Source organism: Candidatus Kapaibacterium thiocyanatum (assembly GCA_001899175.1).
Taxonomy (GTDB): Bacteria; Bacteroidota; Ignavibacteria; order Kapaibacteriales; family Kapaibacteriaceae; genus Kapaibacterium; species Kapaibacterium thiocyanatum.
The window spans coordinates 58,972-84,140 of sequence record MKVH01000008.1; the positions used below are offsets into that span (position 1 = coordinate 58,972).

Consider the following 25,169-nt stretch of genomic DNA (forward strand, 5'->3'; position numbering starts at 1 on the left):
CGATGAAGAAGGGTGAAGTGGATCAGGTATCGAGGGTTCGTGCGATGCGGTCGACGATGACGTCGATGTGTGAGGTCGATTGCGATGCGGGCATGGTGGAGATGTGAACGACGGCGGCATAGAGTGCTGAGCTGATCACCGCGGCCATCATATCGGCCTGCTGTTTCGCGGTACTCGTCTTCTTGCCGGCATCGTCGAGCAGTCGCTCGTGGATGTATTCACGCAACTGCATCTTCACCTCGACTTCGATGGAGGCCTCGAAGACGCGGAGCTCGTTCGAATTCCTTCCTTTCGCCTTGCAGTCGGCATGGACGGTCCGGCGATGTTCGAGCGTGGCCATGAACAGGTTATGGAGGCATTCGTGCATCGTCTTGCCCTTGACGGCCGTGTGCTTCTGCAGGATCCGTTCGAAACCTTCACGGAGAAAGGCATCGGCCAGCTCCTGCTTGTCCGCGAAATGGGCATAGAAGGTGGCCCTGTTCACGGTCGCCCTGGTGGCGATCTCCGTGATGGAAATATCCTCGAACGGCTTCTCGCCCATCAGACCGATGAAGGCATCGAGAAGCAGTCTGCGTGTGCGGACGACACGGGGGTCGACCTGAAGTTCGGTATCCGACATAAGGCTCGTTCTGTTGGTTAGGCGACAGAATGGGCCTTCTGTCGTCTTGGCTCGAAACTCGACGCCTGTAAGTTAGGCAACAGTTGTTGTTTAATCAACGACAGTCGTTTGTCTCATCCAAAACAGAGCGTCGATATGAAAAGTATTCCTCTCCTCGGCCGTATCCTGTTCGTCGTCATTTTCGTGATGTCGTCATTCGGCCACTTCAGCAGCGAAAGCATCGGCTTCGCCGCAGCACAGGGCGTCCCGATGGCCGGCGTACTGGTGCCGCTGTCGGGCATCATGGAGCTCATCGGTGCGTTGAGTATCCTGTTCGGCTACAAGGCCCGGTGGGGTGCCTGGCTCATCGTGCTGTTCCTGCTTCCCGTCACCTTCACCATGCATACGTTCTGGAAGGTCCAGGATCCGATGATGGCACGGATGGACATGGTGATGTTCATGAAGAACCTCTCCATGGTCGGTGCGGCCCTCATCATTGCGTACTTCGGTACCGGTCCATTGAGCCTCGACCGTCGCGGTGGCCTTGCCGGTCAGGCCGACCTGAACCGGAGTGAACCGTCCGGAGCATGATCGAACATCGGTCCCCACGCCACTTCCCAGTGGAATCCGTCGGGATCGGCGAAGTACCCGCTGAAGCCTCCCCAGAACGTATCCTGGGGAGGTTTGGCGATGGTGGCACCTGCCTGTGCGACGTGATCGAAGATGGCAAGTACTTCGTCCTTCGAGCGGGCGTTGTAGGCGAGGGTCATGCCTCTGAACCCGCCGGTACGATCGAAGGCAAGGCCGGGATCGATGTCCTCGGCGAGCTTGTCGAGGGGATAGAGCGCCAGCCATACTCCAGGCAGTTCGAAGAATGCGATTCCGTCGAAGTCGCTGTTGGGATGGATTCCGAAGACCATCCGGTAGAATGTCGTGGAGAGTTCGAGATCGGTCACGCCGAGTGTCACGATCGTCATGCGGGGAAGTGTCACGGTTACCTCCTGTCGATCCGTCAGGGGAAGATCGACGATGAAATGGTACGAACGCTGCCGACACCGTCAAACCTAGTATACCTGACTATTATTGTGCGAGACCGATCACAGGTACGATGGCATATATGTGACCGGAATGGACCGGACGATATGACGGAGCATGTACGACATACCAGTCCGGAAGACGCACCGATGTCATGGTTGAAGAACCTGTTCACCTTCGGCGGCTTGTTCGGTCGCGGGGCCGAACCGGATCCGCGTGAACAAGCCGTGATCGTCCACTTCCTGTTCGATGATGGAACGATCGATCTGGAAGAACTCTATCAGCTGGAAGAAGAACTCGAGAATCTGCTCGACAAGCGGATCGGCCTGTGCGATGGTCACGAAGTGGGTGGTGAGCCTGCCGAAGGGACGATATTCCTCTATGGACCGGATGCCAGACGTCTGTTCGAAACGGTGGCTCCGGCCCTCCGCCGAGCATCGTTCATGAGACGACCCATCGTCATCCTGCGATTCGGTCCGGCCGAAGACGATAGCTCGCCTGAGGAAGTGATAGTGATCTGAAAACGGAGGAACAGACCATGATGTCGGATGGTATCTCGCAGGCCTGGCTCGTCCGTGGGGACCGCATCCGCCGGTCTGGACCCGGTACCGAAGAGCGGGATCGGCAAGACATGTATGGACATCATCGAGCTCCTGATGACCTCGCAACCATACTGGAGAAGACCGATGGACGGACCGGAATTCGTCTACGTCGCCTATATCGCCACGACGCCGGACAAGCTGTAGCAGTCTCACATCGGGAGCGATCACGAGACTCTACTGGTACGATCGGCGCATCGAGTCGGAGTGGAGCGTCGGTTCTCCCGTACGGTTCTACGATGGAGACTCGAATGTCGTGACCGATGAAGGGAAGGTCTTCCAAACCGATCCTACACGTCGCCTTTCCTACAGTTTCCGCCCTGTGTTCGATGATGAGGTGCAGGAGATGGGAACATCGCGCGTCAGCTTCACCATGGAGCCCGTCGATGGTATGATGAAACTCACCCTCGTACACGACGAACTCCGGAGTGAGGAAGAAGTTGCCGGATTCCGTGAGGGATGGTCGCCGATCCTTTCATCGCTCAAGACCCTTCTCGAAACGAACAAGCCCCTGCCTCGCATCAAGGCACTGGAAGAACGAGGCAGGTCGAAGTGATTCGGGAACTTCTCGTTCATATGTGATGATAGGGTCCGTGAATGTGACGCCGACCCCGCATCGTCGGTCGATCAACCGACAATGAGGCGAATGCACGGACCCATTCAGTACTGTTGTCACGAAGTGCTCCCATACCGTCACGTATACGTTGTCGATGGTTCATTGACAACGTACTCGGTCGGATGTGTCGGTTCGACCTGGTCCTATCGGAGCCATATCATCCCGTAACGTGAAACGGCGTATGGCTTGCCGCCGATACGCCGTTTCCGAACGATGTCGATGATGCCGATCAAAGGTTCGGCTGCGGAGTCATGCGGAGATAGGGCTTTACTTCGGTGAAGCCCTTGGGGAACTGCTCCATGGCCTGCTCGTTCGTTACGGCGGGAACGATGACGCAGTCGTCGCCGTTCTTCCAGTTCGCCGGCGTGGCCACCTTGTAGTAGGCCGTGAGCTGGAGCGAGTCGATCACACGCAGCAGCTCGTCGAAGTTGCGCCCCGTCGATGCAGGATAGGTGATCATGAGCTTCACCTTCTTGTCCGGACCGATGATGAAGACCGAGCGTACCGTTGCCTTCTCGCTCGCATTGGGATGGATCATATCGTACAGCTCGGAGACATGGCGATCCTCATCCGCGATGATGGGGAAGTTCACCGTCGTGTGCTGTGTCTCGTTGATATCCTTGATCCACGATGCGTGGGAGTCGAGGGGGTCGACGCTGAGGGCGACAACCTTGACGTTACGCTTGTCGAACTCACTCCTGTACCTGGCTACCGTACCGAGTTCGGTCGTGCATACCGGAGTGAAGTCCGCGGGATGGGAGAAGAGTACGCCCCATGTATCGCCGAGCCATTCATGGAAACGTATCGGTCCTTCGGAGGATTCCGCATTGAAGTCCGGGGCGGTGTCGCCCAGTCTGATCGTTGCCATAGCGGTGATGAACAGTGAAGTGGGAAAAATGTTGCCCCAGGAAGGGAAGGACCAAAATACATCGACGATCCAGGTTGTCGCGCGACCCATTCACGAAGGTTCCGACCATCCGGGGTTTTCATATTCTTGCGTCATGAATCGTACATCCGCACTCGCATTCGCGTCGTTCCTGATGTTGTCGGTAACCACACTGACAGGACAGCAGCGGCGAAGCATCGAAAAAATCGATGCCCAACTGAAGTTATGGATCGGAAATCCGCACCTGGTTCTCGAACGGCAGACGCCCTTGCCCGCGAATGCCGTGGCTGCGGCGCCCGTCATCTCCGTGATCTTCAAGACGAAAGAGACGGATGTCCGCAGCCTCGTCGAACGCCATGGGGGTACCTTGCGGTCCGTCATGGGAAGCATCTGCACCGCCGATCTGCCGTTGGACGCCATTACTGGCTTCGCTGCAGAGCCGGACGTCGTGCGCGTGGAGTCACCGCAACCGATGCAACTCCACAACGATACCGGACGGCGGCTCATCGGTGCGGACAAGGTGTCCAGTGGCGCGTTGCCCGGTAGTATGTCGTTCACGGGAAAGGGTATCATCGTGGGTGTCGTGGACACAGGTCTCGACTTTCTCCATCCGGACTTCCGCAAGAAGGACGACACGACGAAGACACGTGTGTTGTCGATCTGGGATCAGACGGCGTCCGGCGGCATTCCACCATCGGAACCCGGATACGGGTCGGAATGGACCATGCAGCAGATCCAGACGGAGCTCGAATCTTCGCCCGGAATCGTCACGCAGCGCGACAGTGCGGGACATGGTACGCATGTGATGGGAACGGCAGGCGGACTGCGCGGAGTGGCCTACGATGCAGACCTGATGATGGTGAAGACGCGTCTCGTGGGTAATGGCGATTATACGTTCTCCAATTCCGTCAAGACCCTCGATGCCGTCAACTACATCTACCGGAAAGCACGCGCTCTCGGTCGTCCGGCAGTGGTGAATCTCAGTCTCGGCTTCGTCTTCGGTGCGCCGCACGATGGCACCAGTCTTTTCGAGCAGGGTCTGGACCAGATGACCGGTAGTGGCCGCGGCTTCATCGTCTGTGCCTCCGCCGGTAATGAAGGCGGGAGCTTCAGTCATCATGGCGGTTATCCTATATCCGATGACTCGGTGTGGACCTACATCAACACGCTGAATGGGGCAACGTGGTATGGAGTGAACGAGGCGAAGTACGACGACAGTCTCTCGATCGCGGTATCTCTCGACAGCATCAAGGCGAGTTTCCGCGGTTCGGGAGCGATCGGGCAGAAGAACATGTTCATGACGCCCTGGCTCAGACTCAAGGATCTCAAGGACTCCGTGAACGGTGTCCACTTCACGGTGCGCTACACGAACGGAGATACGGCAGGAACCATCCGGCTCGTTGCCGCTGCCTACGATGAAGGACGGACGGAATGGTACATCCAGGCTCGCGATGCCTTCGTGGTGAAGACGGATTCCGGTTCGCATAGAGCGAACCTCTACAGGGTGCACGTCAAGGGTTCGGGAAGCTTTCACGCCTGGACACAGGCACTGAACGGCTTCGCGGCCAACATCGCCGGTTATGGTGGACGTACGGATGCACACTACCGGGGCAGCGACAACAAGCTGGGTATCGGTATACCCGCAACCGCACGGAACGTCCTGGCGGTGGGCGCCTATGTCAACAAGGTCAACTACACGGATATCCGTGGCAGGACGCAGGCAGGTCTGAATGGTGGGCGGGCTGCTCAGGGCGCCATGGCGCCGTTCAGCAGCGTCGGGCCGACCCTCGATGGCCGACTCAAGCCCGAGATCACGGCTCCAGGTCTGAATGTGGCCTCCTCCCTCTCCCGCTATGCGGATCATGACAGCACTCAGATGACGGATCCTCTGACGGCCGTCTTCAGCGGTACGAGTATGGCCTGTCCCTTCGTGACGGGGGCACTGGCCCTGTATCTCGAGCAGCATCCGGAAGCGACGTTCGATCAGGTGAAGGAGGCTGTCCTTACCCATGCCCGGCACGACCTCTATACCGGAAGCGTGGGTACCCTTCCCAACCAGACGTGGGGGTACGGGAAGCTCGACATCTTCGCTGCCATGGGCGGTATCGAGACGGACGTCGCCGAAGAGAGAACGTCGATCGATATGACGGGGGTCTATCCGAATCCTGCAACGACCGAAGTGACCATCGCGATCCCTGCTGACAGACCATGGACGTCGATCCATATCGTGGATGTCACGGGGCGTACCATGGAAGAGCGGGTACCCGGTCCATCGGTGGAGTCATGCAGGTTCGACGTACGAACATGGGGCAGTGGAGCCTATTTCTATCGACTCGTGGGCAACGGTAGCGTAAGAACGGGATACTTCATCGTCCGATAGACATTCATCAGAACATGGAATCATCATGAACGACGATCGCATCCGCTGCGGATGGTGTACGGGATTCGACGACTATGTTGTCTATCACGACAACGAATGGGGCGTTCCGGTACACGATGACAATGTCCATTTCGAATTCCTGATCCTGGAGGGAGCACAGGCCGGTTTGAGCTGGTCTACCATCCTCAGGAAACGGGAAGGCTATCGCAAGGCTTTCGCCGGATTCGATCCGGTGAAAGTGGCGCGGTTCACCGATGACAGGCTTGAGAAGATCCTCCTCGACCCCGGTATCGTGCGCAATCGTCTCAAGGTCTATGGAGCGCGGAACAATGCGAAGCGATTCCTCGACGTGCAGAAGGAATTCGGGACCTTCGACGCCTACATCTGGGGCTTCGTCGGAAATGTACCCATCGTCAACTCCTGGGCCTCGCTCCGCGAAGTACCCGCTACCACGAAGGAATCCGATGCCCTGAGCAAGGATCTCAGGAAACGTGGCTTCACATTCGTCGGGAGTACCGTCATCTATGCCCACATGCAAGCTTGTGGTCTGGTGAATGACCATGTCAAGGATTGCTGGAGATATGCCGCCACCAGCAGAATGAAATAGGTCCGGTATATCTTGGGGGTGTCGAACCGGTCCGGGAACATTCGGAGTGGAATACCATCTAATCCGCTCCGGTTGTTTGATCACACTTTCCGAAAGGATCGGACATGAAAGCAATATGTACGGGAGTTCTCCTCGCTCTCGTCCTCTGTACAGCCATGGTCGCAAAGACCGACGAAAAGAACGTTCCAGCCAAGGTCGTCTCGGCACTGACGTCGAAGTATCCCAAGGCCCACCATGTGAAATGGGACAAGGAGAAGGGCAACAAATACGAAGCCACGTTCAGGGATGCCGACAGGAAACACAGTATCCTCTTCGAAGCCGATGGTACTATCGTAGAGACGGAAGTCTCCATCCCCGTCGAGGAACTGCCCGAGACCGTCCGCCAGTATGTCGCGAAGAACTACAGGAGCCAGAACATCACCGAAGCGGCGAAGATCACGGATATCGCCGGTGTCGTCACATACGAGGCTGAAGTCGGTGGCAAGGATCTGCTGTTCGATGTGAGCGGCAATCCGTTGCCCGGAAGTCGCTAGACGACGTTTCCTGACCACTACCTGGAACCGTGACCATCATCACCCTGTGCATGATGGTCATGGTTCGTTCCTTTCCGGTCATGGGATCAGGAGCGCCGTCCACGGATATCGTACCGCGCTGGGACACGTCATTCATCGCGGGTGTACGAGACTCCGCATCCGATGGGATGCCATCGATTGGAATGCATCGATGAGAAGTGCAGAAGACGTCAATGACGTATGACGAGCGTCGTTCCCATCGTGCGTTGCGATGTCGTGACGAGGAGATGATAGGTACCCGAGGCGATGTCGGCGGTCCGGAACGTCATGGTCGAGGACGTGGACATCGTTGGATCGAGGGCGATGACGGCAATCGTCTTGCCGGTAAGATCTACCAGCCATATCCTGTCGATCTGCTCGCCGATGGAAGTCCGGACCTTGATCGTTACATCGTCCACGGTCGGATTCGGATAGACGTGAAGGGATCGTTCGATCTCCCGTCGGAGCATGATCGTATCGGCCAGTGGCAGATTCGCTCGTCGTAACCTGGATCTCTGCATGTACACCGGGCTCGAACAGAATGAAGCCAGGTCGTCGGGCGTCGGTCTGACGACGCCTGCACAGATAGAGGATGGGGCGAGTGAATCGGTATGGATGAGAATGCTGGCGAAGAACTTCTCCGGACTGACCTCACCGATACGATCCGTATACCGTGAGTGCAACGTCGGTCGTATGGCAAGACGTGCCGACGTGATGGTGCAGGTATCGCGGGGCACGAACGAGAATCGGTATGGTATGGCGTTGGCGCATTCGGCATCGATATCGTCGGTGACATAGAGGGAATCGTTCACACGACGGAGTCCCGTCATACCTGCGACCTCACCACGAATCGTGAGGATGTAGGCCATGACGTTCCGGATGGGAACATCGGTACGGAATACGTGATCGTTCACCGTCTGCTGAAGGGATTCCTGCAGGAGAAGCCGACCGCTGACCGTATGCTCGCCGGTATTGATGGCAACGCTATCGTACTGGACGAGTCGTATCCGTGGGGTACGCAGGAGATTCCACAGGCCGAGCGGTGCATCGTAGAACGGTATCCGCGAAGCCAGATAATCGCTACGCAGGTCGGGGCGGGAACCCGGTGTATACGTTCCGACGTCCGCAAAGCGGTACGGACCGTAGGTGATCCTGAGCAGGGAATCGTTGCGTACGACGGACTCTACGGAACGCCATATGTTGGTGAAGAACACCGTCGTTGCCTGGTTGCACGCACATGGATCATAGGCTGTAGGGAAGTCCTCGTAGATCCACGCCCGTTCGTTGACCTCGAGAGGTGCTGCGATCGAACGGTGTTTGGTGTACCGGATATCGACGAGCATGTTCGAATCGAGCGCTTCCTCGTTCAGGGCATCGACGATCACGAACGATGGAGTCGGACCATCCGAAACGTGGATACTCATCTCACAGGAAAGAAGATCGAAGCGCTTGTCGTGCAGTTCCACGAAGTAGAACATCGGCCGGATAATGCCCGAATACCTGTTGTAGAACAGAGCCGTAACGCATGGTGTCCGAAACCGGCGATCATTACCGGGCTTGACGCCATCATGTAAACGTATCAACTCCCATCCGAGATCGGGATTCAGAACGTCGGGATCGACGATTCCGGGCAACTGCCTGTTGACGACGTCGTGTGAGGGCGCCGGGATCGAATCGATGTCGACGACGTCGATCCGGTCGCCGTGATTGATTCGTTGATATGCGTTCACGGGCCATACGGCACGACGCCAGTCGAACAGGTTCAGGGAATCACCGGGGCGGGCAACGGGTTCATCGGGGTGCGTCGTGACGGGACGTACCCATGGCTGGCATTCGTCGCCGAACGTCTGCGACCTCGCGTAGGAGGATGCGATGAAAAGAAAGCCCGATATGAGACACGTCGACATACGTGCGGCAATTGCCATGACAATCCGATCGATAGCGGTAATGACGTCGGAACGAATCCGGCCAAGATAGGGATATGCGTATGACGACACGTGTACGACGTCGATCCGGCGGAGGGCATCATCGCACGCCCCGGGGACATCATCGATGGGAACCGTTCGAGTCTTCGTATCATCGGAGCATCACGGGAGAAAGCAGAAGGAATTGAGTAGGTTCGCCGAACCGTTGGACATCACGTCATCATCATCACTTTCCGGGACGATATCATGAAACGCACAGCCACAGCCCACTGGAACGGAACGATCAAGGAGGGGAAGGGCGACATTACCACACAGAGTGGAGTTCTGAAGGCGACGCCCTATGCCTTCAATACGCGGTTCGACAACGGAGTCGGCACCAATCCGGAAGAACTGATCGGGGCCGCCCATGCAGGCTGCTTCACCATGGCTCTGAGCGCAGCGCTCACGCAGGCCGGTATCACACCAGGCAATCTCGAAACGACCGCCGAGGTGGAACTCGATGTGCCGTCGCTGACGATTACGAACATCGTACTGAATCTGAAGGCGGATCAGATCGCTGGCGTGGCCAGCGACAAATTCATGGCCATCGCGGCAGGTGCGAAAGAAAACTGCCCAGTGTCGAAGGTCCTTGCCGGGGCGACGATCATGCTCAACGTCGAGTATCGATAGGATGCGTTTCCTGTGGTTAGCGGCATGTCCGTCTGTGCTGAATCCGATCATAGGATCCAGCGTCAGGAATGTATGAACGACATGAGCGGATCCAGCATGATCTGCGGCGAGTGGAAGATGAGGAAGACGTCAGGGTCCTGTTGGCTGTCGAGTCCGGAAGCCGGGCTTGCGGATTCGCATCGCCCGATAGCGATAATGATGTCCGATTCGTCTATTGCCATCGTCAGGAGCGATATCTCACGATCGAGTCATTCCGCGATGTCATAGAGCGTCCGATCACCGACGAGATCGATCTGGCCGGGTGGGATATCAGGAAGGCGCTCGTTCTCTTCCGTAAATCGAACTCTCCGCTCCTGGAATGGCTGAACTGTCCGATCATCTACCCTATCCATACGTCATTCGCCCGGTCCCTGCGTATGATGGCGGATGAGCAGTTCTCGCAGCGAAGTAGTTTCCTGCATTGTCTCCATATGGCCGAGGGTAACCTGAAGGACTCTCTGCAAGGAGATGCGGTTCGCCATAAGAAGTACCTCTACGTCCTACGACCGATCCTCGCGATGCGATGGCTGGAGGAAGGGCGAGGTCGGGTACCGATCGAATTCGACAGATTGCTCGACGCGGGTCTCCCGGACGGATCCGTACGTGAAGCGATCGATGCCTTGCTCGTCGTGAAACAACGCTCACCGGAATCCATGGTCGGTGCCATCATCCCGGCGATACATGACTATATCGAGGGTCATCTTCCGCGGCTCCGTGCGATCGCCGATCACAAGCCGGATACGGATATCGGAATCGAGCCGTTGAACGAGCTGTTCCGCAGGACGATCGTCGACGCGTGGGCATGATGCCGATCCACGACGCTCATGAGCGATACGAATGAAGTAACGAGCCGGATATCGACGATATCCGGCTCGCTGCATGATGAGGTCCTACTTGCCTTGCTCGAGGATATCGTCCAGCCGCTGATGGGAGTCCTCCATACCCGTTTCCATACCGGACTGCACCATGCCGTCACGATCGGCCACGGACTGGAAGAGCAACTGCGTCGTGATCCTAGTCCTGTCATTCGGGAGAGCCTCGAAACGTGCGGTCTGCAGAACGACGTGGCCTTTCTCGGGCAGGCCCTCGAATTCGAAGGTCTGGATGATGCGCTCCGGCTTCTCGACTTCGTGAATGACGCCGTGGAATCCGTATTCGTTGCCGGCCGGATCCGTCTGCACGTAGCGATACGATCCACCGCTATGAGGTTCGAACTTCTCTAGGCGCATGGTGAGGAAACGCGGACCGAGCCATTGTACCAGCAACGCCGGATCGGTATAGGCGCGGAAGACCAGCTCGCGCGGTGCATCGAATTCTCTGGTGACCAGGATTTCCTGTTTGCCGGGTTCGACGACGAGTGTCGTCTCGTTCTTGCTTGCCATGATGATGTAGTTGGATGTGGATGATGATTGATCGATCCGCATGGGCGGCCGCACCGTGCGGTTCGACGTCGATGATGGTGTCCGTGACGTATGGGATATCCGACCTACTTCTTTCCTGCACGTCCAGCCTTGGTTTTCTTCTCTTTTCTTCCGGGCTTCGATGCATTGTCCTTGTGCTTCTTGCCCTTGTTCCGTCGGGGACCAGTGGCGGAAGCCACCAGCATCGGATCTTTTGCGTCAGTCTTCCCGTGTTTCTTGCGCTTCGCGTGCTTGCCGTCCTTCGTATTCTTTCCGGTCGTGTCATCGGGTACGGACATCGGGGTCTTCTTCGTGCCTGGAGGCGGAGGGACGATGGCTACGTTCTTCGCCATGCCGGTATCGTCCGGGGCTGTCTCTTCCTTCTGGAGGCGTAGCAGGACGTCGTCCAGTGCGTCGTACTGTTCGGCCCAGTGCCTGCGATAGCGTTCGATCCAGTCCGATACCTCGCCGAGCGGTTTCAGCGTCGCTTCGCAGAAGCGCTCGCGGCCTTCCTGCCTGATATGTACCAGACCGCATTCGGCGAGTATCTTGATATGCTGCGAGACGGCCGGTCGACTCATTCGGAAGTTGTCGGCGATGGAATTGAGGTTCATCGGCCTGTAGGCGATCAGGTTGATGATGTCGCGCCGTGTCGGATCGGCAATGGCCTGATAGACGTCTCTTCTCATCGTAGTCACGTCAAATAAGTAAGCAATCACTTACGAATATATGTGTAAGTAATCACTTACGCAATAGGCAAAGGAAAAGGTCGAACCCTGTCCGTGCGATGACCAGGAAGGTCAGGCACGATCTACATGCGGGAATAGGCTTGCTGCGTGCGAAAGGTGTTGCACTACCTGCGGGAACCGGACCTAGATCCGAAGAAGCATCGCAGCCTTCTTTTTGCCGGCATGGACAGCATGATCGTACGGGCTGCGGTCATCGGAGTCCCTGGCGTACGGATCCGCACCGGATTCGATCAGGAACGTGATCATCTGCGGGATACCCGTACGTGCCGCCCGCATGAGGGGTGTTCTGCCTTCATCGTCGCGCAATTCGATGTCGACGCCACGCTCGACGAGAGCGGACAGGGTACGGTAGGCGCGATACTGCACGGCATAGTGGAGGGCCTTCCAGTCATCCGGTGCATGAAACGCATCACCGCGATGCAGGAGGAGATGGAGCACGTCGAGGTGATCGTTCACGACGGCGAAGTGGAATGCGCGCCATCCTGTGCCTGGCTGACAGAACGAGATATCGGCCCCGGCTTCGAGCAGGAGTCGTGGGCCGTCGGGTCCTTTGTCCGCCCATACGGCGAGCATCAGAAGTGACATACCCTTCGTGTTGACCGAGTCGGGATCGCCACCGGACGCGAGATAGCGATGTAGAGGCTCGAGATCGCCAGACATGATCGACGTCCGCAAGGCCGCCATATCGTCTGCCGGAGCATCCATGATGGTCAACCTCGAAGCAGGTGGATCAGATATGCATGGAGATCGTCGGATGGATCAGGATCCTGCTTCCTGCGAATCTGGCCAGACCGACATGACGTCGGCCTGGCCAGATAGTCCGATCGTTGGTCCTCGTCAATGGACGACGATCATCCTCGTGCTGAGAACGATCTTTCCTTCCTGATGGCACAGGACGGTATAGATACCGGATGGAAGACCCGAGACATCGATAGTGATGGCGTCACGCGAAGCATGCGCCGACGCGCGGACACGTCCGAGACCGATGTCGTGGATATCGACGTCGATACGCTCGCCGTCGATGTTCTCCGGCAGTGATATCGTACATGACGTATGGGATGGAGTCGGATACACGGGAACATGATTCGATACATTCTCCGCGACCGATGACGTACCGCCCGCTGGATTCGTGATCGTGAAGGTTCCGCGAAGCGGGTGGCCGACGCCGACGTAGTGCATGAAGACCTTCGTCGGAGACACGGTCATCATATTCCGCGCGGCTCCATGACCTGCGGGATACGTCGTCGTGCCCAGTTGCCGCCACTCCGTCGCATCGGGAGTGAGATAGTAGGTACCGACGCTACCACCGAACGGCACGGCGACGGCAAAGGCCGTTCCTTCGGACGAGGTGAGATCCTGGACAGTGGCGGGCAATGTCGCGGCCACGGGAAGACCGGAGATCGTTGCCCACCCGTTGTCCGTGAGCCGCCAGGTACCCATCGTACCGCTGGCGACTACCGTGCTGCCCGAGAAGCCGAGATGATTGGGCTTCCCACCGAATCCCGGAAGATCCGACAACGCCGTCCACGTGATGCCGCCATCCGTCGACCGTGCTGCACCGCCGACACCTGCAACGACCCAATGGTCACCGTCCGCTGCGAAGTCGACCATGTTCGAAACGGATGCCGGCACCGTTCGCTCCGCCCATGTCAGACCGGCATCGGTACTGACGAAGACGCTGGACCGATTGCTGACCGCGATCAGTTCGCCCCCGTTCACGGCGAGTTGCGTGATCGTCCCGGAGGGCAGGGTGATGTCGCCTACGCGCGTGAAGGCGTCGCCTCCCGAAGCCGACCTGAAGATACCGACGGTCGCACCGGGAGCGGGTCCGACGGCATAGATGCTTCCGTCCGACTCGATCACGGCATAGACGTTGCCCGGCATGCCGTGCGGGACGTCGGACCATGTCGCCCCTTCATCCATCGAGCGCCGTACCGTATCCCCGTCGTACATGAACAGTCCTTTGTGTGTCCATGCGAGTTTGGTGGTCACACCCAGTGATGTCGAAGAAGCCAGCACCCAGTCCTGGCTGTGGGCAGTATGTACGATGAGCACGAAGCAGAAGACGAGTACCGTACGAAGCAACATGCGAATTCTCCTGTTGGAAGTGATGAGGGAACCTCAACATCGTCGATACGCTCCATCCGTATCCTACTACCATTCTACTACGGAGGGTCGCCGCAAACAGCCACAATCTATGTCGTAATCCCACCCCGGCAAGGTGGAACGATGTCGGTAGGTTCGAATCATGACGACTGCACCATCATTCATCATTCCTGCAAGGGAACCATCATGGAAAAGATCGTAACGCACCTGTGGTTCGACGACACGGCCGAAGAAGCGATGGCCTTCTATACATCCATCTTCAAGAATTCCAGAATCGTCAGTGTCTTCAAGGGCAAGGCGCCGATGCCGGACGGCTCGATCGGAGAGCTCGTCTACGGAATATTCGAACTGGAAGGAAGGACGTTCTTCGCACTGAATGGCGGCCCGATGTTCAAGTTCACACCCGCCATCTCGCTCTACGTCAATTGCGATACACAGGAAGAGATCGACGAGTTGTGGAACAAGCTCCTCGCGGGCGGTGGAAAACCGATGGACTGTGGATGGCTGGAGGACAAGTTCGGTCTGGCATGGCAGATCGTGCCCTCCGTCCTGGAACGGCTCACAGACCTGTCGGATCCGGACAGGTCGATGCGCGTCATGCAGTCCCTGATGGGGATGACGAAGATCGATCTTGTCGCGCTCGAGCGAGCCTACGACGGAAAGTGACGGTCGATGCGCAAGTGGTTCAGTCAGGCCGGATATCCATGCGGCGTCCGGCCTGCGTCGTTCGTATGCGTGACGGTTATGGGTGCTGACGACTGTACTTGTTACGGTAGTCGACCGGCGTGAGTCCGGTGATCCGTTTGAAGATCTGGCGGAAGGTCTTCGTATCGGAGTAGCCGACGTCGTACATCACTTCCGCGACCTGCTTGCTGCCCTGTTCGAGCTGCTTCTTCGCCACCTCGATCTTGACACGCTGGATGTACTCGTTCACCGTGTTACGCGTGGCATTCTTGAATCTTCGCTCGAAGGAGCGTCGTCCGATAGCGACGAGGTTCGCCAGTTGATCCACCGTCAGACGTTCCTGATAGTTCTCCTCGATGAAGTCCTGGGCCTTCCGGACATGTTCGTCGCCGTGCCGCGTCTGCCCGCGGAACATGATGAAATGCGATTGCGACGTACGGTCGATGTCGATGGCGAAGACCTTGGCAGCGGTGATGGCCGTCTTGCGATCCGTGTAGCGTTCGACGAGATAGAGCAGGAGATTCCAGTACGAGTTGGCCCCGCCGCTCGTATACAGTCCATGATCCTCGGTGATGATGCGGTCGTCCACGAGCGTGACGTCCGGGAACATGATCCGGAAGTCGTTGGCTGTCTGCCAATGCGACGAGCATTGCCTGTTGTCCAGCAATCCGGTCGATGCCAGAAGGAAGGCACCGATGCAGAGGCTGGCCACTTCGGCCCCGTTGCGGTACTGATTCACGATCCATGGATACAGGCTGCGGTTCGCCTCGATCGCCTCGTGCAGGTCGCCCGTGATGGCAGGGACGAAGACGAGGTCCGTCTTCTTCACGTCGTCGATCAGCGTATCGACGTTGACGGTGAATCGGCTGTCGTGCAATTCTACCTGTCTGGTGGTACCGACGAGATGGATGTCGAACAGCGGCGGATGTCCGCTGTCCTGCAGGAAGCCGTTCACCATCGTGAGCATGTACCGCGGATCCTCCACGGCGGCGAGAACGGCATGCTGCGGAACGAGAATGCTGACGTGTTTCATGCGACAAACCTAACGATAATGACATTGTCGCGATCGACCCTCAGGATCGTCGCAAAGCAGGACTCCTCACGATGGCCGGCACGGATAGATTCGCAGCATCGCTTCCTGCGACGAATCATCTATGACGAGGACAGAATGAAACGGCTCATACTTAGCGTGAACGTGACACTGGACGGATACATGGCCGGACCCGACGGCGAACTGGACTGGCATTTCGATTACTGGAATCCGGAGATGTCGGCCTATGCCGATGCGCAGTTGCAGACCGTGGACACCATCATCGTCGGCCGCACGACCTACGAAGGTATGGCCCAGTACTGGCCCGGCGCCGCATTGGACCCATCCATCGGCAGCAAGGACAGGTTGTTCGCCGAACGTATGAACGCATTGCCGAAGATCGTCTTCTCGTCCACGCTCCATACGCTGTCCTGGAACAATGCCCGCCTGGCCACGTACGATGTCGCCGGTGAACTGGCCCGGCTCCGGAACGGTCCGGGACTGGACATCATCATGTGGGGCGGCGTACGCCTCGTGCGGTATTGCATCGAGCACGACCTGATCGACGAATACAGGATATGGACGGCACCGTGCATGCTGGGTGGCGGGCAGCGGCTCTTCCCGAAGGGCATCGCCTTCCGTCCGTTGCAGCATCTCGAATCCAGGGTCTTCGGCAACGGCGTCGTACTGACGTGCTTCGCATCGGTGACGAACTGAGCGCCGATACCTCGTGCGTGCCGTGCGAATCGGATCCGGACGGTTCGTCGACAAGGTGGCATATTCGTGCGTCCGATGTTCCGACGACGGAACATGTCCGATGGAGATGCGGGGGTGTGTCATACGTATGGCCTGCAAGCAGGACGCTCCGGTACTGTCGCCGACGATGACGGGAATATCTTTTCATGACGATGATACGATACGGTGTCTATGAGCGCTACGATGAAGGCTACTCGTAAGGAATGGATCGGCCTGGCAGTGATCGCCCTGCCGTGCCTGCTGTATTCCATGGATCTCACCATCCTCAATCTGGCCCTGCCTGCCATCAGCGCCGATCTCCATCCCTCGGCATCGCAGATCCTGTGGATCGTCGATATCTACGGCTTCATGGTCTCGGGGTGGCTGATCACGATGGGAACGCTCGGCGACATCATCGGCCGACGCAAGCTCTTGTTGATAGGCGCCGCACTGTTCGGCCTCGCTTCCATCGCCGCGGCCTTCTCCGATTCGGCTGCCATGCTCATCACCATGCGAGCCCTGCTTGGCGTCGCGGGTGCTACGGTGGCTCCATCCACGCTGTCGCTCATACGGAACATGTTCCATGACGACAAGGAACGGACCTTCGCCATCTCGATCTGGATCACGAGCTATTCCGTCGGTGGGGTACTGGGGCCACTGGCCGGCGGTCTGCTTCTCGAACACTACCACTGGAGCGCCGCCTTCCTCGCCGGCGTTCCGATCATGCTCCTTCTGCTGGTGACGGGTCCATACCTCCTGCCGGAGTACAGGAATCCCGATGCGCAGCGTCTGGACATTCCAAGTACGCTTCTGTCCATCACCTCCATCCTTAGTCTGGTCTATGCCCTGAAGTCCACGGCAGAACACGGTATGTCGATCCTGGCCGCTGCCGTTCTCGGAGCGGGAGTGATCCTGGGCCTGGTCTTCCTGCGTCGACAACGGCACATTCCCGTGCCGATGCTCGATCTGAAGCTGTTCCGGTCACGCTCCTTCACGCTCTATCTCGCGGCATACATGCTCTGCTTCTTCTGCATGTTCGCCGTCTTCGTCTTCCTGTACCAGTATGTCCAGCTCGTCTGCGGACTCACTCCACTCGAGTCGGGAGTCTATACTCTACCTGCCTTCATCCTGTCCATCGTGGGTTCCCTCGGTGTGTCGCATATGCTGCGATGGTTCTCGGTGCGGACGCTCATGGTGGGTGGACTGCTCATGGCGACCACGGGAGTCGTTCTGCTTCTGTTCGCCGGAGCGGACGGCGATATCGCTCTCGTCGTCACGGCACAGTCGTTCCTGGTCTTCGGCATCACACCGTTCGCCGCGCTCGCCACCGACAGCATCGTGGGATCGGCACCTGCCGAGCGCTCGGGTGCCGCGGCCGCTCTCTCCGAAACGTGTGCCGAACTGGGCGGAGCCATCGGCATCGCCGTGCTCGGTAGCCTCGGTATGATCGTCTACCGCACACAGGTCATGGCGCATCATGGGCTGCCCGCTGCGACAGCGCATTCGCTGAACGAGGCGATGGCGGTGGCGAAGACCGTCGAAGAACCATTGGCCTCGTCCATACGGACGATATCGTCCGCCGCCTTCACGGAAGCGCTGCAGACGATCGCCGCCGTCGCGACAGCCTTACTCGGTCTGTGCGCCATCGTCATCTACTTCACCAGCAAGCGCACGACGTCGATGTCGATGGACGTGGTGGAACAGCATGAGTGATGCCCCGCACGACGATCGGTGGAAACCGGCGCATCGACAGAATCCACACCCGTTGTCAATGATCGGACAGGAAGAACGATGGTCCACATCACCGGAAGCAAGGACTGCGGGAACTCGCCGAAAAATCTGTTCGCACAGGACGTCGCCATCGCATTGGAAACAGGCGAGATTCCGACGGGAATGCTGAGCGACGACGTCGTCTGGCATGGTCGTGCCACCGGGCTCATCGAGGGGATCGCCGCCGTTCGCCAGACCATGGCGAAACGGCCGGCCGTCCAGTCCCTCGTGATCGATCATGCGATCTCGCACGGCAAGGCAGCCATGGCCAATGGCATCGCGACGTTGACCGATGGTACGATCCGGCGCTTCAGTCACGTCTTCGATTTCACGAGCGCCAAGGGCAACTGCGTGGCGACGATCACCAGCTATTTCGTGAATCGACGAAGGGAAGAATAGCGTCGTTCCTGTGATATCGTACGTCGTGCAGCCGATCCGGTATTGTGGTATGCTGCGATTCTGTACTATGTTCGCGCAGTACAGGATCCGTAGAACAATACATACATCCGATGAGATATATCACCGCACTGTCGCTTCTCTCCTTGCTGAATATCGCCTGCAGCAATTCAGCGTCGGCACCGGACACCACGAAGACCATGCCGGACGGCGACGCGCGGTTCAAGATCCGCATCGTCGAACTCATTCCCTACGTCAACGATGACGGTGACAGCGCCGTCGAACGGTGGACGATCAGGAACTTCGACGACAAGTCCGTGGATATGCGGGGCTGGACGGTCGTCGATTCCGAAGCGGTACGCAGCTACACGTGGGCGATGGACGGACTCGGGACGCTCGCTCCAGGCGAAGCGAAGCAGTACGTCAGCAGCGTGAATGCTCAACTGAACAACAACGGGGACGACGTGCAACTCCGCTCACCCGGTGATACCGTCGTACAGAGGATAGTGTTCGGAAAACTCACCGTCGGCCAGGTGATCCGTCCGTGACGATCACGGACGTTCCCACCGCGCAAGCGCCACGAGCAGCCATCCGAGAAGGAGGAACAGGCCTCCGAGGGGAGTGACGGCACCGAGCCACGATTGCTGCGTGAGAGCCATCGTGTAGAGCGACCCGCTGAACAGCACGATGCCGGTCAGAATGCATCGCCATGCCCAGACCACCCGCGTACCACCGCGCGATCCTGCCATCGCGAGGACGGTGAGGACGACGGCATGCAGCAGATGATAGAGGACGGCTGTCTCCCAGTGTCCGAGCTCGCCGCGTGCCGCGACGTAGTCGTGAAGACCGCCGTGGGCGCCCGAGGCGCCGCAGACGACGGCGATGAAGCCGAGAAGGGCGGAGATACGGATGTGAAGACTGCTCATGAGGGCCGTCCATGCTGTGGAACCAATACAAACATAACACCTGCGTTTTTCGGTATTATCGTATCCGTCGCATATCGAATGCGGCCCGGCGCGATCGTGCATCCGGTATCGTGAGAACCAACGAACGGAGGAACCGTGATCAAGGGAATGCATGGTATGTTCTATTCGTCGAAGGCCGCGGAACTACGCGCCTTCCTGCGTGATGTGCTGCAACTGCCCGCCGTCGATATCGGAGACGGGTGGCTCATTCTGACGCCACCGGAAGCCGATCTGGGAGTGCATCCGACGGACCGACCGGAACCGCCCTCGGGTACGGCGGACATCTCCTTCTACTGCGACGATATCGAAGCCACCGTCGCCGACCTGAAGACCAGGGGAGCCGAATTCACCGGTCCCGTCGAAGATCATGGCTACGGCTTCGTGATCTACATGCGGGTGCCGGGCGATTTCAACATCCAGTTGTATCAACCCAAATACGGCAAATGACGATGGAGACTCCCTCCACCGACATCTCGATACGCGATGTCGAGGATCGTGACATCGCAGCCATCACCGATATCTATGCCGAGAACGTCCTGAACGATACGGCGTCGTGGGAATACGATCCTCCTGGAATGGAAGAGATGCGCCGACGCATGGATGCCATCGTCGATGGAGGCTATCCGTATCTGGTCGCGACGTCGAACGGAACGGTCGTCGGCTACAGCTATGCCAGCGCCTATCGCACGCGCATCGGCTATCGGTACGTCGTGGAGAATTCCGTCTACATCCATCATGAGGCCCGTGGCCGCGGTGTGGGGCGCCTGCTCATGGAACGACTCATGCACGAATGCACGGTCCGCGGCTACAGACAGATGGTGGCCGTCATCGGCGACAGTGCGAATGTGGCGTCGATCCGCATGCACGAGACTCTCGGATTCCGTCACGTCGGTCTGCTTCCTGCCATCGGCATCAAGTTCGACCGCTGGCTGGACAGCGTGATGATGCAGCGGGAACTCGGCCCGTGAGGTTTGGTATGAAGTGCCGAATCGTGATTTTTATCGTCCGCACATGACGACGGACGGCGTCCATGGATCGGAGTCGACACATTCGGACCGCATGCATCAATGAAGAGAATACTCCTTGTCGAAGACGAACTTCACGTCGTAGGCTTCATCACGAAAGGTCTGGCCGAGGAAGGATACGAGATCTCGGTAGCCCTGGATGGGGCCACGGGTCTCGGCATGGCCATGGCCGATCCGTACGATCTGGTCATCCTCGACATCATGCTGCCCGATATGAACGGTCTCGACGTCTGCAAGCAGATCCGGACATCCGGCAGTACCGTGCCCATCCTCTTCCTCACCGCACTGAGTACGGCCGAGAACGTCGCACATGGGCTGAACGTCGGCGCTGACGACTACCTCGTGAAGCCTTTCAAGTTCATCGAATTGCATGCGCGCGTGAAGGCACTGCTCAGGCGCATGGATACCATGGTCGATGCACGCAACGTCACGACGGATGTCTACACGCTCGCCGACCTGGTGGTGGACGACCGGGCGAAGACGGTGAAGAGAGGCGACGTCCAGATCGGTCTCACGGCGACGGAATACCGACTGTTGCTGGCGTTGATACGCAGCAAAGGCATCGTGCTCTCGCGAATGGATCTGCTGGAAAGCGCCTGGGACATCAACCATAGCGTAGGAACGAACGTCGTGGACGTCTACATCAACTATCTGCGGAAGAAGCTCGAGAAGGGCAATTCCGTACGATTGATACATACGGTCATCGGCATGGGCTACGTACTGCGGGAGGCATGATGGCCAGGATAACGACCAACACCAAGATCGCTCTTCTGCTCTTCGGCTCGAGCCTGACGACGCTCCTCATCTTCGCCGGGGCCATCTACTACTTCCTCGACAAATATTCGTACGCCGACTTCTACAAACGACTGGAAACGCGAGCGACGATCGCAGCTCGGTACAATCTCGAGCTGGACACACAGAGCGCCGAAGCCGTGCGGATCCTGCGTACGCAGTACCTGGAGAGGCTCTCGCACGAACGGGAGTATATCCTCCGTGCCGTGTCGGAAACGGAACTGGAGGGAATCGCCATGCGCGAAGGGATTCCCGTATCCTTCCTCCGTACCATATGGCGCGACGCCAGGGCCACGCACAAGGAAGGCGACACGTTCTATGCGGGAGTCAGGCACGACAGGGGAGCGGAGCGATACATCGTCATCATCTCCGCCGACAACTACTTCTCGTCCCATCACCTTTCCTTCCTGCGTACGATCCTGTTCGGCAGTATCGTCTTCGTGGCCCTGATCACGGCGGGGCTCTCCCTCTACTTCTCCCGGCGGATCTTCTCGCCGATCAAGGACATCACCGACAAGGTGAGGAAGATCAGCACGGACAACATCCATCTCCGTCTCGAACATGCGGAGGGCAACGACGAAATCAGCGAGCTGTCGTCCACCTTCAACGATCTCCTCGACCGGATCGAAACGGCGTTCGAAACGCAGAAGAACTTCATCAGCAATGCTTCGCACGAACTCGGGACTCCGTTGACGGCCATCATCGGCGAAGCCGACGTGGCACTGCTGAAGCCGCGGACGGCCGATGAATACAGGGACGTCCTGAAAAGTATTCTGGAACAGGCCGACCGCCTCGACCAGATCACGAAGTCCCTTCTCTTCCTCGCGCAGGCGGGGTACCGCGGCAAGGTTGCATCGTTCGAACGGCTTCGTATCGACGAACTCGTATGGCAGGCGAAGGAGACGATCGACCGGATCGATCCCCAGAACGACATCCACATCGATTCCAGTCTCTTCCCCGAAGACCCCATGAAACTCAAGGTCCAGGGCAACGCACAACTTCTCCATCTCGCCGTGGCCAACATCCTGGGCAATGCCTGCAAGTACTCCCACAACAAGCCTGTCCTCGTCAGCATCGCCGCAAGCGACGGGCACGTCGTCATCGTCGTGAAGGACGAAGGCGTAGGCATTCCGGATGCCGAACAGCAGTTCATCTACGATCCGTTCTTCAGGGCGTCGAACACGACCTACTTCGACGGCTACGGCATCGGTCTGCCACTGGCCCGGAATATCGTCCGCCTGCACGACGGCCAGCTCGACGTCCTGTCGGTCGTCAACGTCGGTACGACCGTGCGCATCAGATTGCCACTCGGATAGGCCACCTTCCCGGCATTCCTCACCGTGGTTTCATATTCTAATCCGGCTCTAAGACCATTCTAACCGCATACCAATACGGCGGTCGGACCTTTGCGGCATCATACTTCAGCACGAAGGACATGCATGCCGAGATCGATACTCATCCCCATCGATTTTCGTATCGAATCGCTCAATACGTTGAAGTTCGCATTGAGTCATCATGCAGACCAGGACGTCGTCGTCGTTCTCGTCTATGCCGTCGCGCTGACGATGTCCATCACCGATCTCCTCTTCTATTCGCGGGAGCGCATGAGAACTGCGTACTCGACGCCAGCCTTCGAAGAAGCCCTGGCCATCCTGAAGAACAAGCATGCGTCGATCGTGAAGCGGATCGTCGTGGAGCCCTTCCATGGTGTGACGCAGAGTGCATTCGCCTCGTTCATCGAAGCGCGTTGCGTCGAGGAAGCCTATGTGCCGCGCCGCTACAGGCTTGCCGTCATGGAACGGGGCTTCGACATCCTGCCGTACATACGCAAGAGCGCTCTATCCGTCCATGAAGTGGATTGGGACATCCGCTCCGACGCCTGTGGCCGCGACGATCTCGATTCGCTGTTCAGCAACACGCCGGGACTCGATCCGGTATGAATCCGACGACGTTACCGATGATGTCACCGGTCAGGTCGAAGCTCTTCCTCATGGGCGAAGCATCGACGACATCGTAGACAAGGGCACCACCCTCAGGACAGGGCACCATCGGCTTGGGAGGCTGGTGATGTCCGGAATGACGCGATACCTTCAGCGGGGGTATCGCGTTATTCGTTATTCCCTCGCCACCTTCGTCAGCCAGTTCCGCAGGTTGAAGACGTTCGTGGGCATGGCACCGATATCCGCGAGGAGTTCCTTGCGCCGTGTGGCCATCTGCTTGTTGAACGGCTTCGTCCTGATGGTGATGAGGCGCGGCACGAGCTTGATGAAGTCCTTCAGCGCATCCATGTAATAGGGTGTGAGCGTCTTCTCCTTCTGCAGATAATGGCGGAAGGTGTCACATGCCGCAAGCGCCTGCTCGTACATCCCCGCTCTGTAGAGGCATGAAATGGTATAGGCACGGACCTGGACGTTGCAGATGGGAGAGGCGATGGAGCTCTGGGCGAACCAGCGCAGGGCTTCGTCGTCATGCCCGGCGCACATGGCGAGGAAGCCCTCGCCGAAGGCGACGACATCCGACCGTACGTCATCCTGAAGGGCCGGAGCGAAGCGCCTCATGTAGTCCCGGGCCCAGGCGTCCTCACCGCTCATGCCGGCCAGACGTACGACGTAGATGAAGTCCGGAAAGAGAAGATTGCCTTCCTGCATGTAGCCCAGAGCGATGTTCTCCTGCATGAGGAGCCACGCTTCCCGGAAATACCGCTCGTCGCCTTCCAGATTGATCTGTGCCGAGCAATAACCGGTGAGATGAAGGTGGGTCATGTAGGCATCCATGTAGTCCAGACGCTCCCGGTGCTCCTGGAACAGTGACACGAGCTTCTGGAAGGCTTCGTGGGATCGATGCTCCTCGAGTTCGTAGACGGCCAGCAGGACCTGTACCACGGGCGCGCTGGCGAGGCCGTCGTTGTCACGGAGGAATCGTACGATATCCGGTGCCATATGGAGCCGGAAGGGAGCGTCGTTGCTGTGACGCTCGTGCTGCATGAGGGTATACAGGCGGAGGAGACGGATCGACATGATCTGGAGAACGGCGTCGAGCTGGTCCTGCAGGATGATCCTGTTCGTCGTCGGCCGCACGAGCGTTTCGTAGATCGACTCCTCCTCCGCAAGACGCCATAGCAACTCGTACGAGAAGTCGTCCAGGACGGGTCGTGCGCCGATCTCCTTGCGCGTCTTCGCGACGAAGGCCTTGAATTGCGCATGCAGACGCCGCGATCGGAGGATGGAGGCCTTCGACCAGGTCATCACCATGCGCATCTGCATGGCCACCTCGTCGTCGGTGTGGAGCAGGGCGATGTAGTTCATCGCGAGGGCATGCAGGTCGGACAACCGGTGACGGAATGCGTGGTAGTCGTAGGCTTCTCCCGGAAATGCCTTCGTATGGATCTCTTCGTCGCCAGGCCCGCCATCGAACGGATGGAAGTCGCCGAGCACCCTGCAGAGATCGGTCAACGCCTGGTTCTTGTTGTAGAACGGTGAGGCCACGTAGTCGACGAACCGTCCCATCTCCTTCGTCGTGAACGTCCTGAGCAACTGAATGAGTTTCGGATCACGCATCGGCGAAAAACCCGGAATAGTTTCCAAAGCGTAGGGAGAATCCATACCCAAATTA

At 58.2% G+C, this 25,169-nt stretch carries 28 protein-coding genes and 1 pseudogene; 18 read left to right on the forward strand and 11 right to left on the reverse strand.

Annotated features, from left to right (window positions below; translation table 11 throughout):
- Positions 1-22 precede the first annotated feature (22 nt).
- Positions 23-619, reverse strand: coding sequence for a hypothetical protein (locus tag BGO89_07980; protein OJX59929.1), 597 nt, complete (start codon positions 617-619; stop codon positions 23-25).
- Positions 620-754: 135 nt separating this feature from the next.
- Between BGO89_07980 and BGO89_07985 the strand changes: the two genes are divergently transcribed.
- The gene (locus BGO89_07985; protein ID OJX59930.1) at positions 755-1,189 is read left to right on the forward strand and encodes a DoxX family protein; all 435 of its coding nucleotides are present in this window, start codon (positions 755-757) and stop codon (positions 1,187-1,189) included.
- On the opposite strand, the gene BGO89_07990 is transcribed toward BGO89_07985, so the two are convergent.
- Complete coding sequence (locus tag BGO89_07990; protein ID OJX59931.1) at positions 1,150-1,575, reverse strand: glyoxalase; 426 nt, start codon at positions 1,573-1,575, stop codon at positions 1,150-1,152. The genes BGO89_07985 and BGO89_07990 overlap by 40 nt on opposite strands.
- A gap of 207 nt (positions 1,576-1,782) precedes the next feature.
- Here BGO89_07990 and BGO89_07995 point away from each other — a divergent pair, with 207 nt between their 5' ends.
- Positions 1,783-2,154 carry a hypothetical protein gene (locus BGO89_07995; GenBank protein ID OJX59932.1) on the forward strand — a complete coding sequence of 124 codons (372 nt, stop codon included), beginning with the start codon at positions 1,783-1,785 and terminating at the stop codon, positions 2,152-2,154.
- A 165-nt stretch (positions 2,155-2,319) separates the two neighbouring features.
- Positions 2,320-2,788, forward strand: a pseudogene (locus BGO89_08000) (hypothetical protein).
- A 289-nt stretch (positions 2,789-3,077) separates the two neighbouring features.
- Here the strand turns inward: BGO89_08000 and BGO89_08005 are convergent.
- On the reverse strand, positions 3,078-3,716 hold the full coding sequence (locus tag BGO89_08005) for a peroxidase (GenBank protein OJX59933.1): 639 nt from the start codon (positions 3,714-3,716) through the stop codon (positions 3,078-3,080).
- Positions 3,717-3,849: 133 nt separating this feature from the next.
- On the opposite strand from BGO89_08005, the gene BGO89_08010 reads away from it, so the two are divergent.
- The 3 genes from BGO89_08010 (at position 3,850) to BGO89_08020 (ending at position 7,254) form a co-directional block, all read left to right on the forward strand.
- Positions 3,850-6,114, forward strand: a complete 2,265-nt coding sequence (locus BGO89_08010; protein OJX59934.1) for a hypothetical protein — start codon at positions 3,850-3,852, stop codon at positions 6,112-6,114.
- Between the two features lie 25 nt (positions 6,115-6,139).
- The gene (locus BGO89_08015) at positions 6,140-6,721 is read left to right on the forward strand and encodes a DNA-3-methyladenine glycosylase (protein ID OJX59935.1); all 582 of its coding nucleotides are present in this window, start codon (positions 6,140-6,142) and stop codon (positions 6,719-6,721) included.
- Positions 6,722-6,876: 155 nt separating this feature from the next.
- A complete protein-coding gene (locus tag BGO89_08020) occupies positions 6,877-7,254 on the forward strand; it encodes a hypothetical protein (GenBank protein ID OJX59936.1) in 378 nt (125 codons plus the stop codon).
- Positions 7,255-7,463: 209 nt separating this feature from the next.
- Here BGO89_08020 and BGO89_08025 read toward each other — a convergent pair whose 3' ends face one another.
- On the reverse strand, positions 7,464-9,197 hold the full coding sequence (locus BGO89_08025; protein ID OJX59937.1) for a hypothetical protein: 1,734 nt from the start codon (positions 9,195-9,197) through the stop codon (positions 7,464-7,466).
- Between the two features lie 246 nt (positions 9,198-9,443).
- On the opposite strand from BGO89_08025, the gene BGO89_08030 reads away from it, so the two are divergent.
- On the forward strand, positions 9,444-9,866 hold the full coding sequence (locus BGO89_08030) for an OsmC family peroxiredoxin (protein OJX59938.1): 423 nt from the start codon (positions 9,444-9,446) through the stop codon (positions 9,864-9,866).
- 68 nt (positions 9,867-9,934) lie between these two features.
- Positions 9,935-10,711 carry a hypothetical protein gene (locus tag BGO89_08035; GenBank protein ID OJX59939.1) on the forward strand — a complete coding sequence of 259 codons (777 nt, stop codon included), beginning with the start codon at positions 9,935-9,937 and terminating at the stop codon, positions 10,709-10,711.
- 84 nt (positions 10,712-10,795) lie between these two features.
- Here the strand turns inward: BGO89_08035 and BGO89_08040 are convergent, their stop codons facing one another.
- The 4 genes from BGO89_08040 to BGO89_08055 all read right to left on the reverse strand — a co-directional run bounded on the left by BGO89_08040 (position 10,796) and on the right by BGO89_08055 (position 14,142).
- Positions 10,796-11,287 (reverse strand): ATPase, encoded by a 492-nt coding sequence (locus BGO89_08040; protein OJX60037.1) that lies wholly within the window; start codon positions 11,285-11,287, stop codon positions 10,796-10,798.
- Positions 11,288-11,391: 104 nt separating this feature from the next.
- Entirely contained in the window at positions 11,392-11,994 is a 603-nt protein-coding gene (locus BGO89_08045; GenBank protein OJX59940.1) for a hypothetical protein, read from the reverse strand.
- A 183-nt stretch (positions 11,995-12,177) separates the two neighbouring features.
- Complete coding sequence (locus tag BGO89_08050) at positions 12,178-12,759, reverse strand: hypothetical protein (protein ID OJX59941.1); 582 nt, start codon at positions 12,757-12,759, stop codon at positions 12,178-12,180.
- Between the two features lie 132 nt (positions 12,760-12,891).
- Positions 12,892-14,142: a hypothetical protein gene (locus BGO89_08055; protein OJX59942.1), complete on the reverse strand. Its 1,251-nt coding sequence runs from the start codon at positions 14,140-14,142 to the stop codon at positions 12,892-12,894.
- Between the two features lie 204 nt (positions 14,143-14,346).
- Between BGO89_08055 and BGO89_08060 the strand changes: the two genes are divergently transcribed.
- Entirely contained in the window at positions 14,347-14,826 is a 480-nt protein-coding gene (locus BGO89_08060; protein ID OJX60038.1) for a hypothetical protein, read from the forward strand.
- Between the two features lie 76 nt (positions 14,827-14,902).
- Here BGO89_08060 and BGO89_08065 read toward each other — a convergent pair whose 3' ends face one another.
- Positions 14,903-15,877 carry an AraC family transcriptional regulator gene (locus BGO89_08065; GenBank protein OJX59943.1) on the reverse strand — a complete coding sequence of 325 codons (975 nt, stop codon included), beginning with the start codon at positions 15,875-15,877 and terminating at the stop codon, positions 14,903-14,905.
- Between the two features lie 135 nt (positions 15,878-16,012).
- On the opposite strand from BGO89_08065, the gene BGO89_08070 reads away from it, so the two are divergent.
- The 4 genes from BGO89_08070 to BGO89_08085 all read left to right on the forward strand — a co-directional run bounded on the left by BGO89_08070 (position 16,013) and on the right by BGO89_08085 (position 19,323).
- Positions 16,013-16,591 (forward strand): hypothetical protein, encoded by a 579-nt coding sequence (locus tag BGO89_08070; protein OJX60039.1) that lies wholly within the window; start codon positions 16,013-16,015, stop codon positions 16,589-16,591.
- A gap of 204 nt (positions 16,592-16,795) precedes the next feature.
- Positions 16,796-18,322 carry an MFS transporter gene (locus BGO89_08075; protein ID OJX59944.1) on the forward strand — a complete coding sequence of 509 codons (1,527 nt, stop codon included), beginning with the start codon at positions 16,796-16,798 and terminating at the stop codon, positions 18,320-18,322.
- 78 nt (positions 18,323-18,400) lie between these two features.
- Positions 18,401-18,778, forward strand: coding sequence for a hypothetical protein (locus tag BGO89_08080; GenBank protein ID OJX59945.1), 378 nt, complete (start codon positions 18,401-18,403; stop codon positions 18,776-18,778).
- 110 nt (positions 18,779-18,888) lie between these two features.
- The gene (locus BGO89_08085) at positions 18,889-19,323 is read left to right on the forward strand and encodes a hypothetical protein (protein ID OJX59946.1); all 435 of its coding nucleotides are present in this window, start codon (positions 18,889-18,891) and stop codon (positions 19,321-19,323) included.
- Positions 19,324-19,326: 3 nt separating this feature from the next.
- Here the strand turns inward: BGO89_08085 and BGO89_08090 are convergent, their stop codons facing one another.
- The gene (locus tag BGO89_08090) at positions 19,327-19,701 is read right to left on the reverse strand and encodes a hypothetical protein (GenBank protein OJX60040.1); all 375 of its coding nucleotides are present in this window, start codon (positions 19,699-19,701) and stop codon (positions 19,327-19,329) included.
- 147 nt (positions 19,702-19,848) lie between these two features.
- Here BGO89_08090 and BGO89_08095 point away from each other — a divergent pair, with 147 nt between their 5' ends.
- From BGO89_08095 to BGO89_08115, 5 genes are all read left to right on the forward strand, one after another.
- On the forward strand, positions 19,849-20,187 hold the full coding sequence (locus BGO89_08095; protein ID OJX60041.1) for a hypothetical protein: 339 nt from the start codon (positions 19,849-19,851) through the stop codon (positions 20,185-20,187).
- A gap of 2 nt (positions 20,188-20,189) precedes the next feature.
- Positions 20,190-20,708, forward strand: coding sequence for a GNAT family N-acetyltransferase (locus BGO89_08100; GenBank protein OJX60042.1), 519 nt, complete (start codon positions 20,190-20,192; stop codon positions 20,706-20,708).
- 99 nt (positions 20,709-20,807) lie between these two features.
- A complete protein-coding gene (locus tag BGO89_08105) occupies positions 20,808-21,500 on the forward strand; it encodes a DNA-binding response regulator (protein OJX59947.1) in 693 nt (230 codons plus the stop codon).
- Positions 21,497-22,873, forward strand: coding sequence for a two-component sensor histidine kinase (locus tag BGO89_08110; GenBank protein OJX59948.1), 1,377 nt, complete (start codon positions 21,497-21,499; stop codon positions 22,871-22,873). The genes BGO89_08105 and BGO89_08110 overlap by 4 nt, the downstream gene beginning before the upstream one ends.
- Before the next feature lie 123 nt (positions 22,874-22,996).
- Entirely contained in the window at positions 22,997-23,497 is a 501-nt protein-coding gene (locus tag BGO89_08115) for a hypothetical protein (protein OJX59949.1), read from the forward strand.
- 174 nt (positions 23,498-23,671) lie between these two features.
- On the opposite strand, the gene BGO89_08120 is transcribed toward BGO89_08115, so the two are convergent.
- The gene (locus BGO89_08120; GenBank protein ID OJX59950.1) at positions 23,672-25,114 is read right to left on the reverse strand and encodes a hypothetical protein; all 1,443 of its coding nucleotides are present in this window, start codon (positions 25,112-25,114) and stop codon (positions 23,672-23,674) included.
- Positions 25,115-25,169 lie beyond the last annotated feature (55 nt).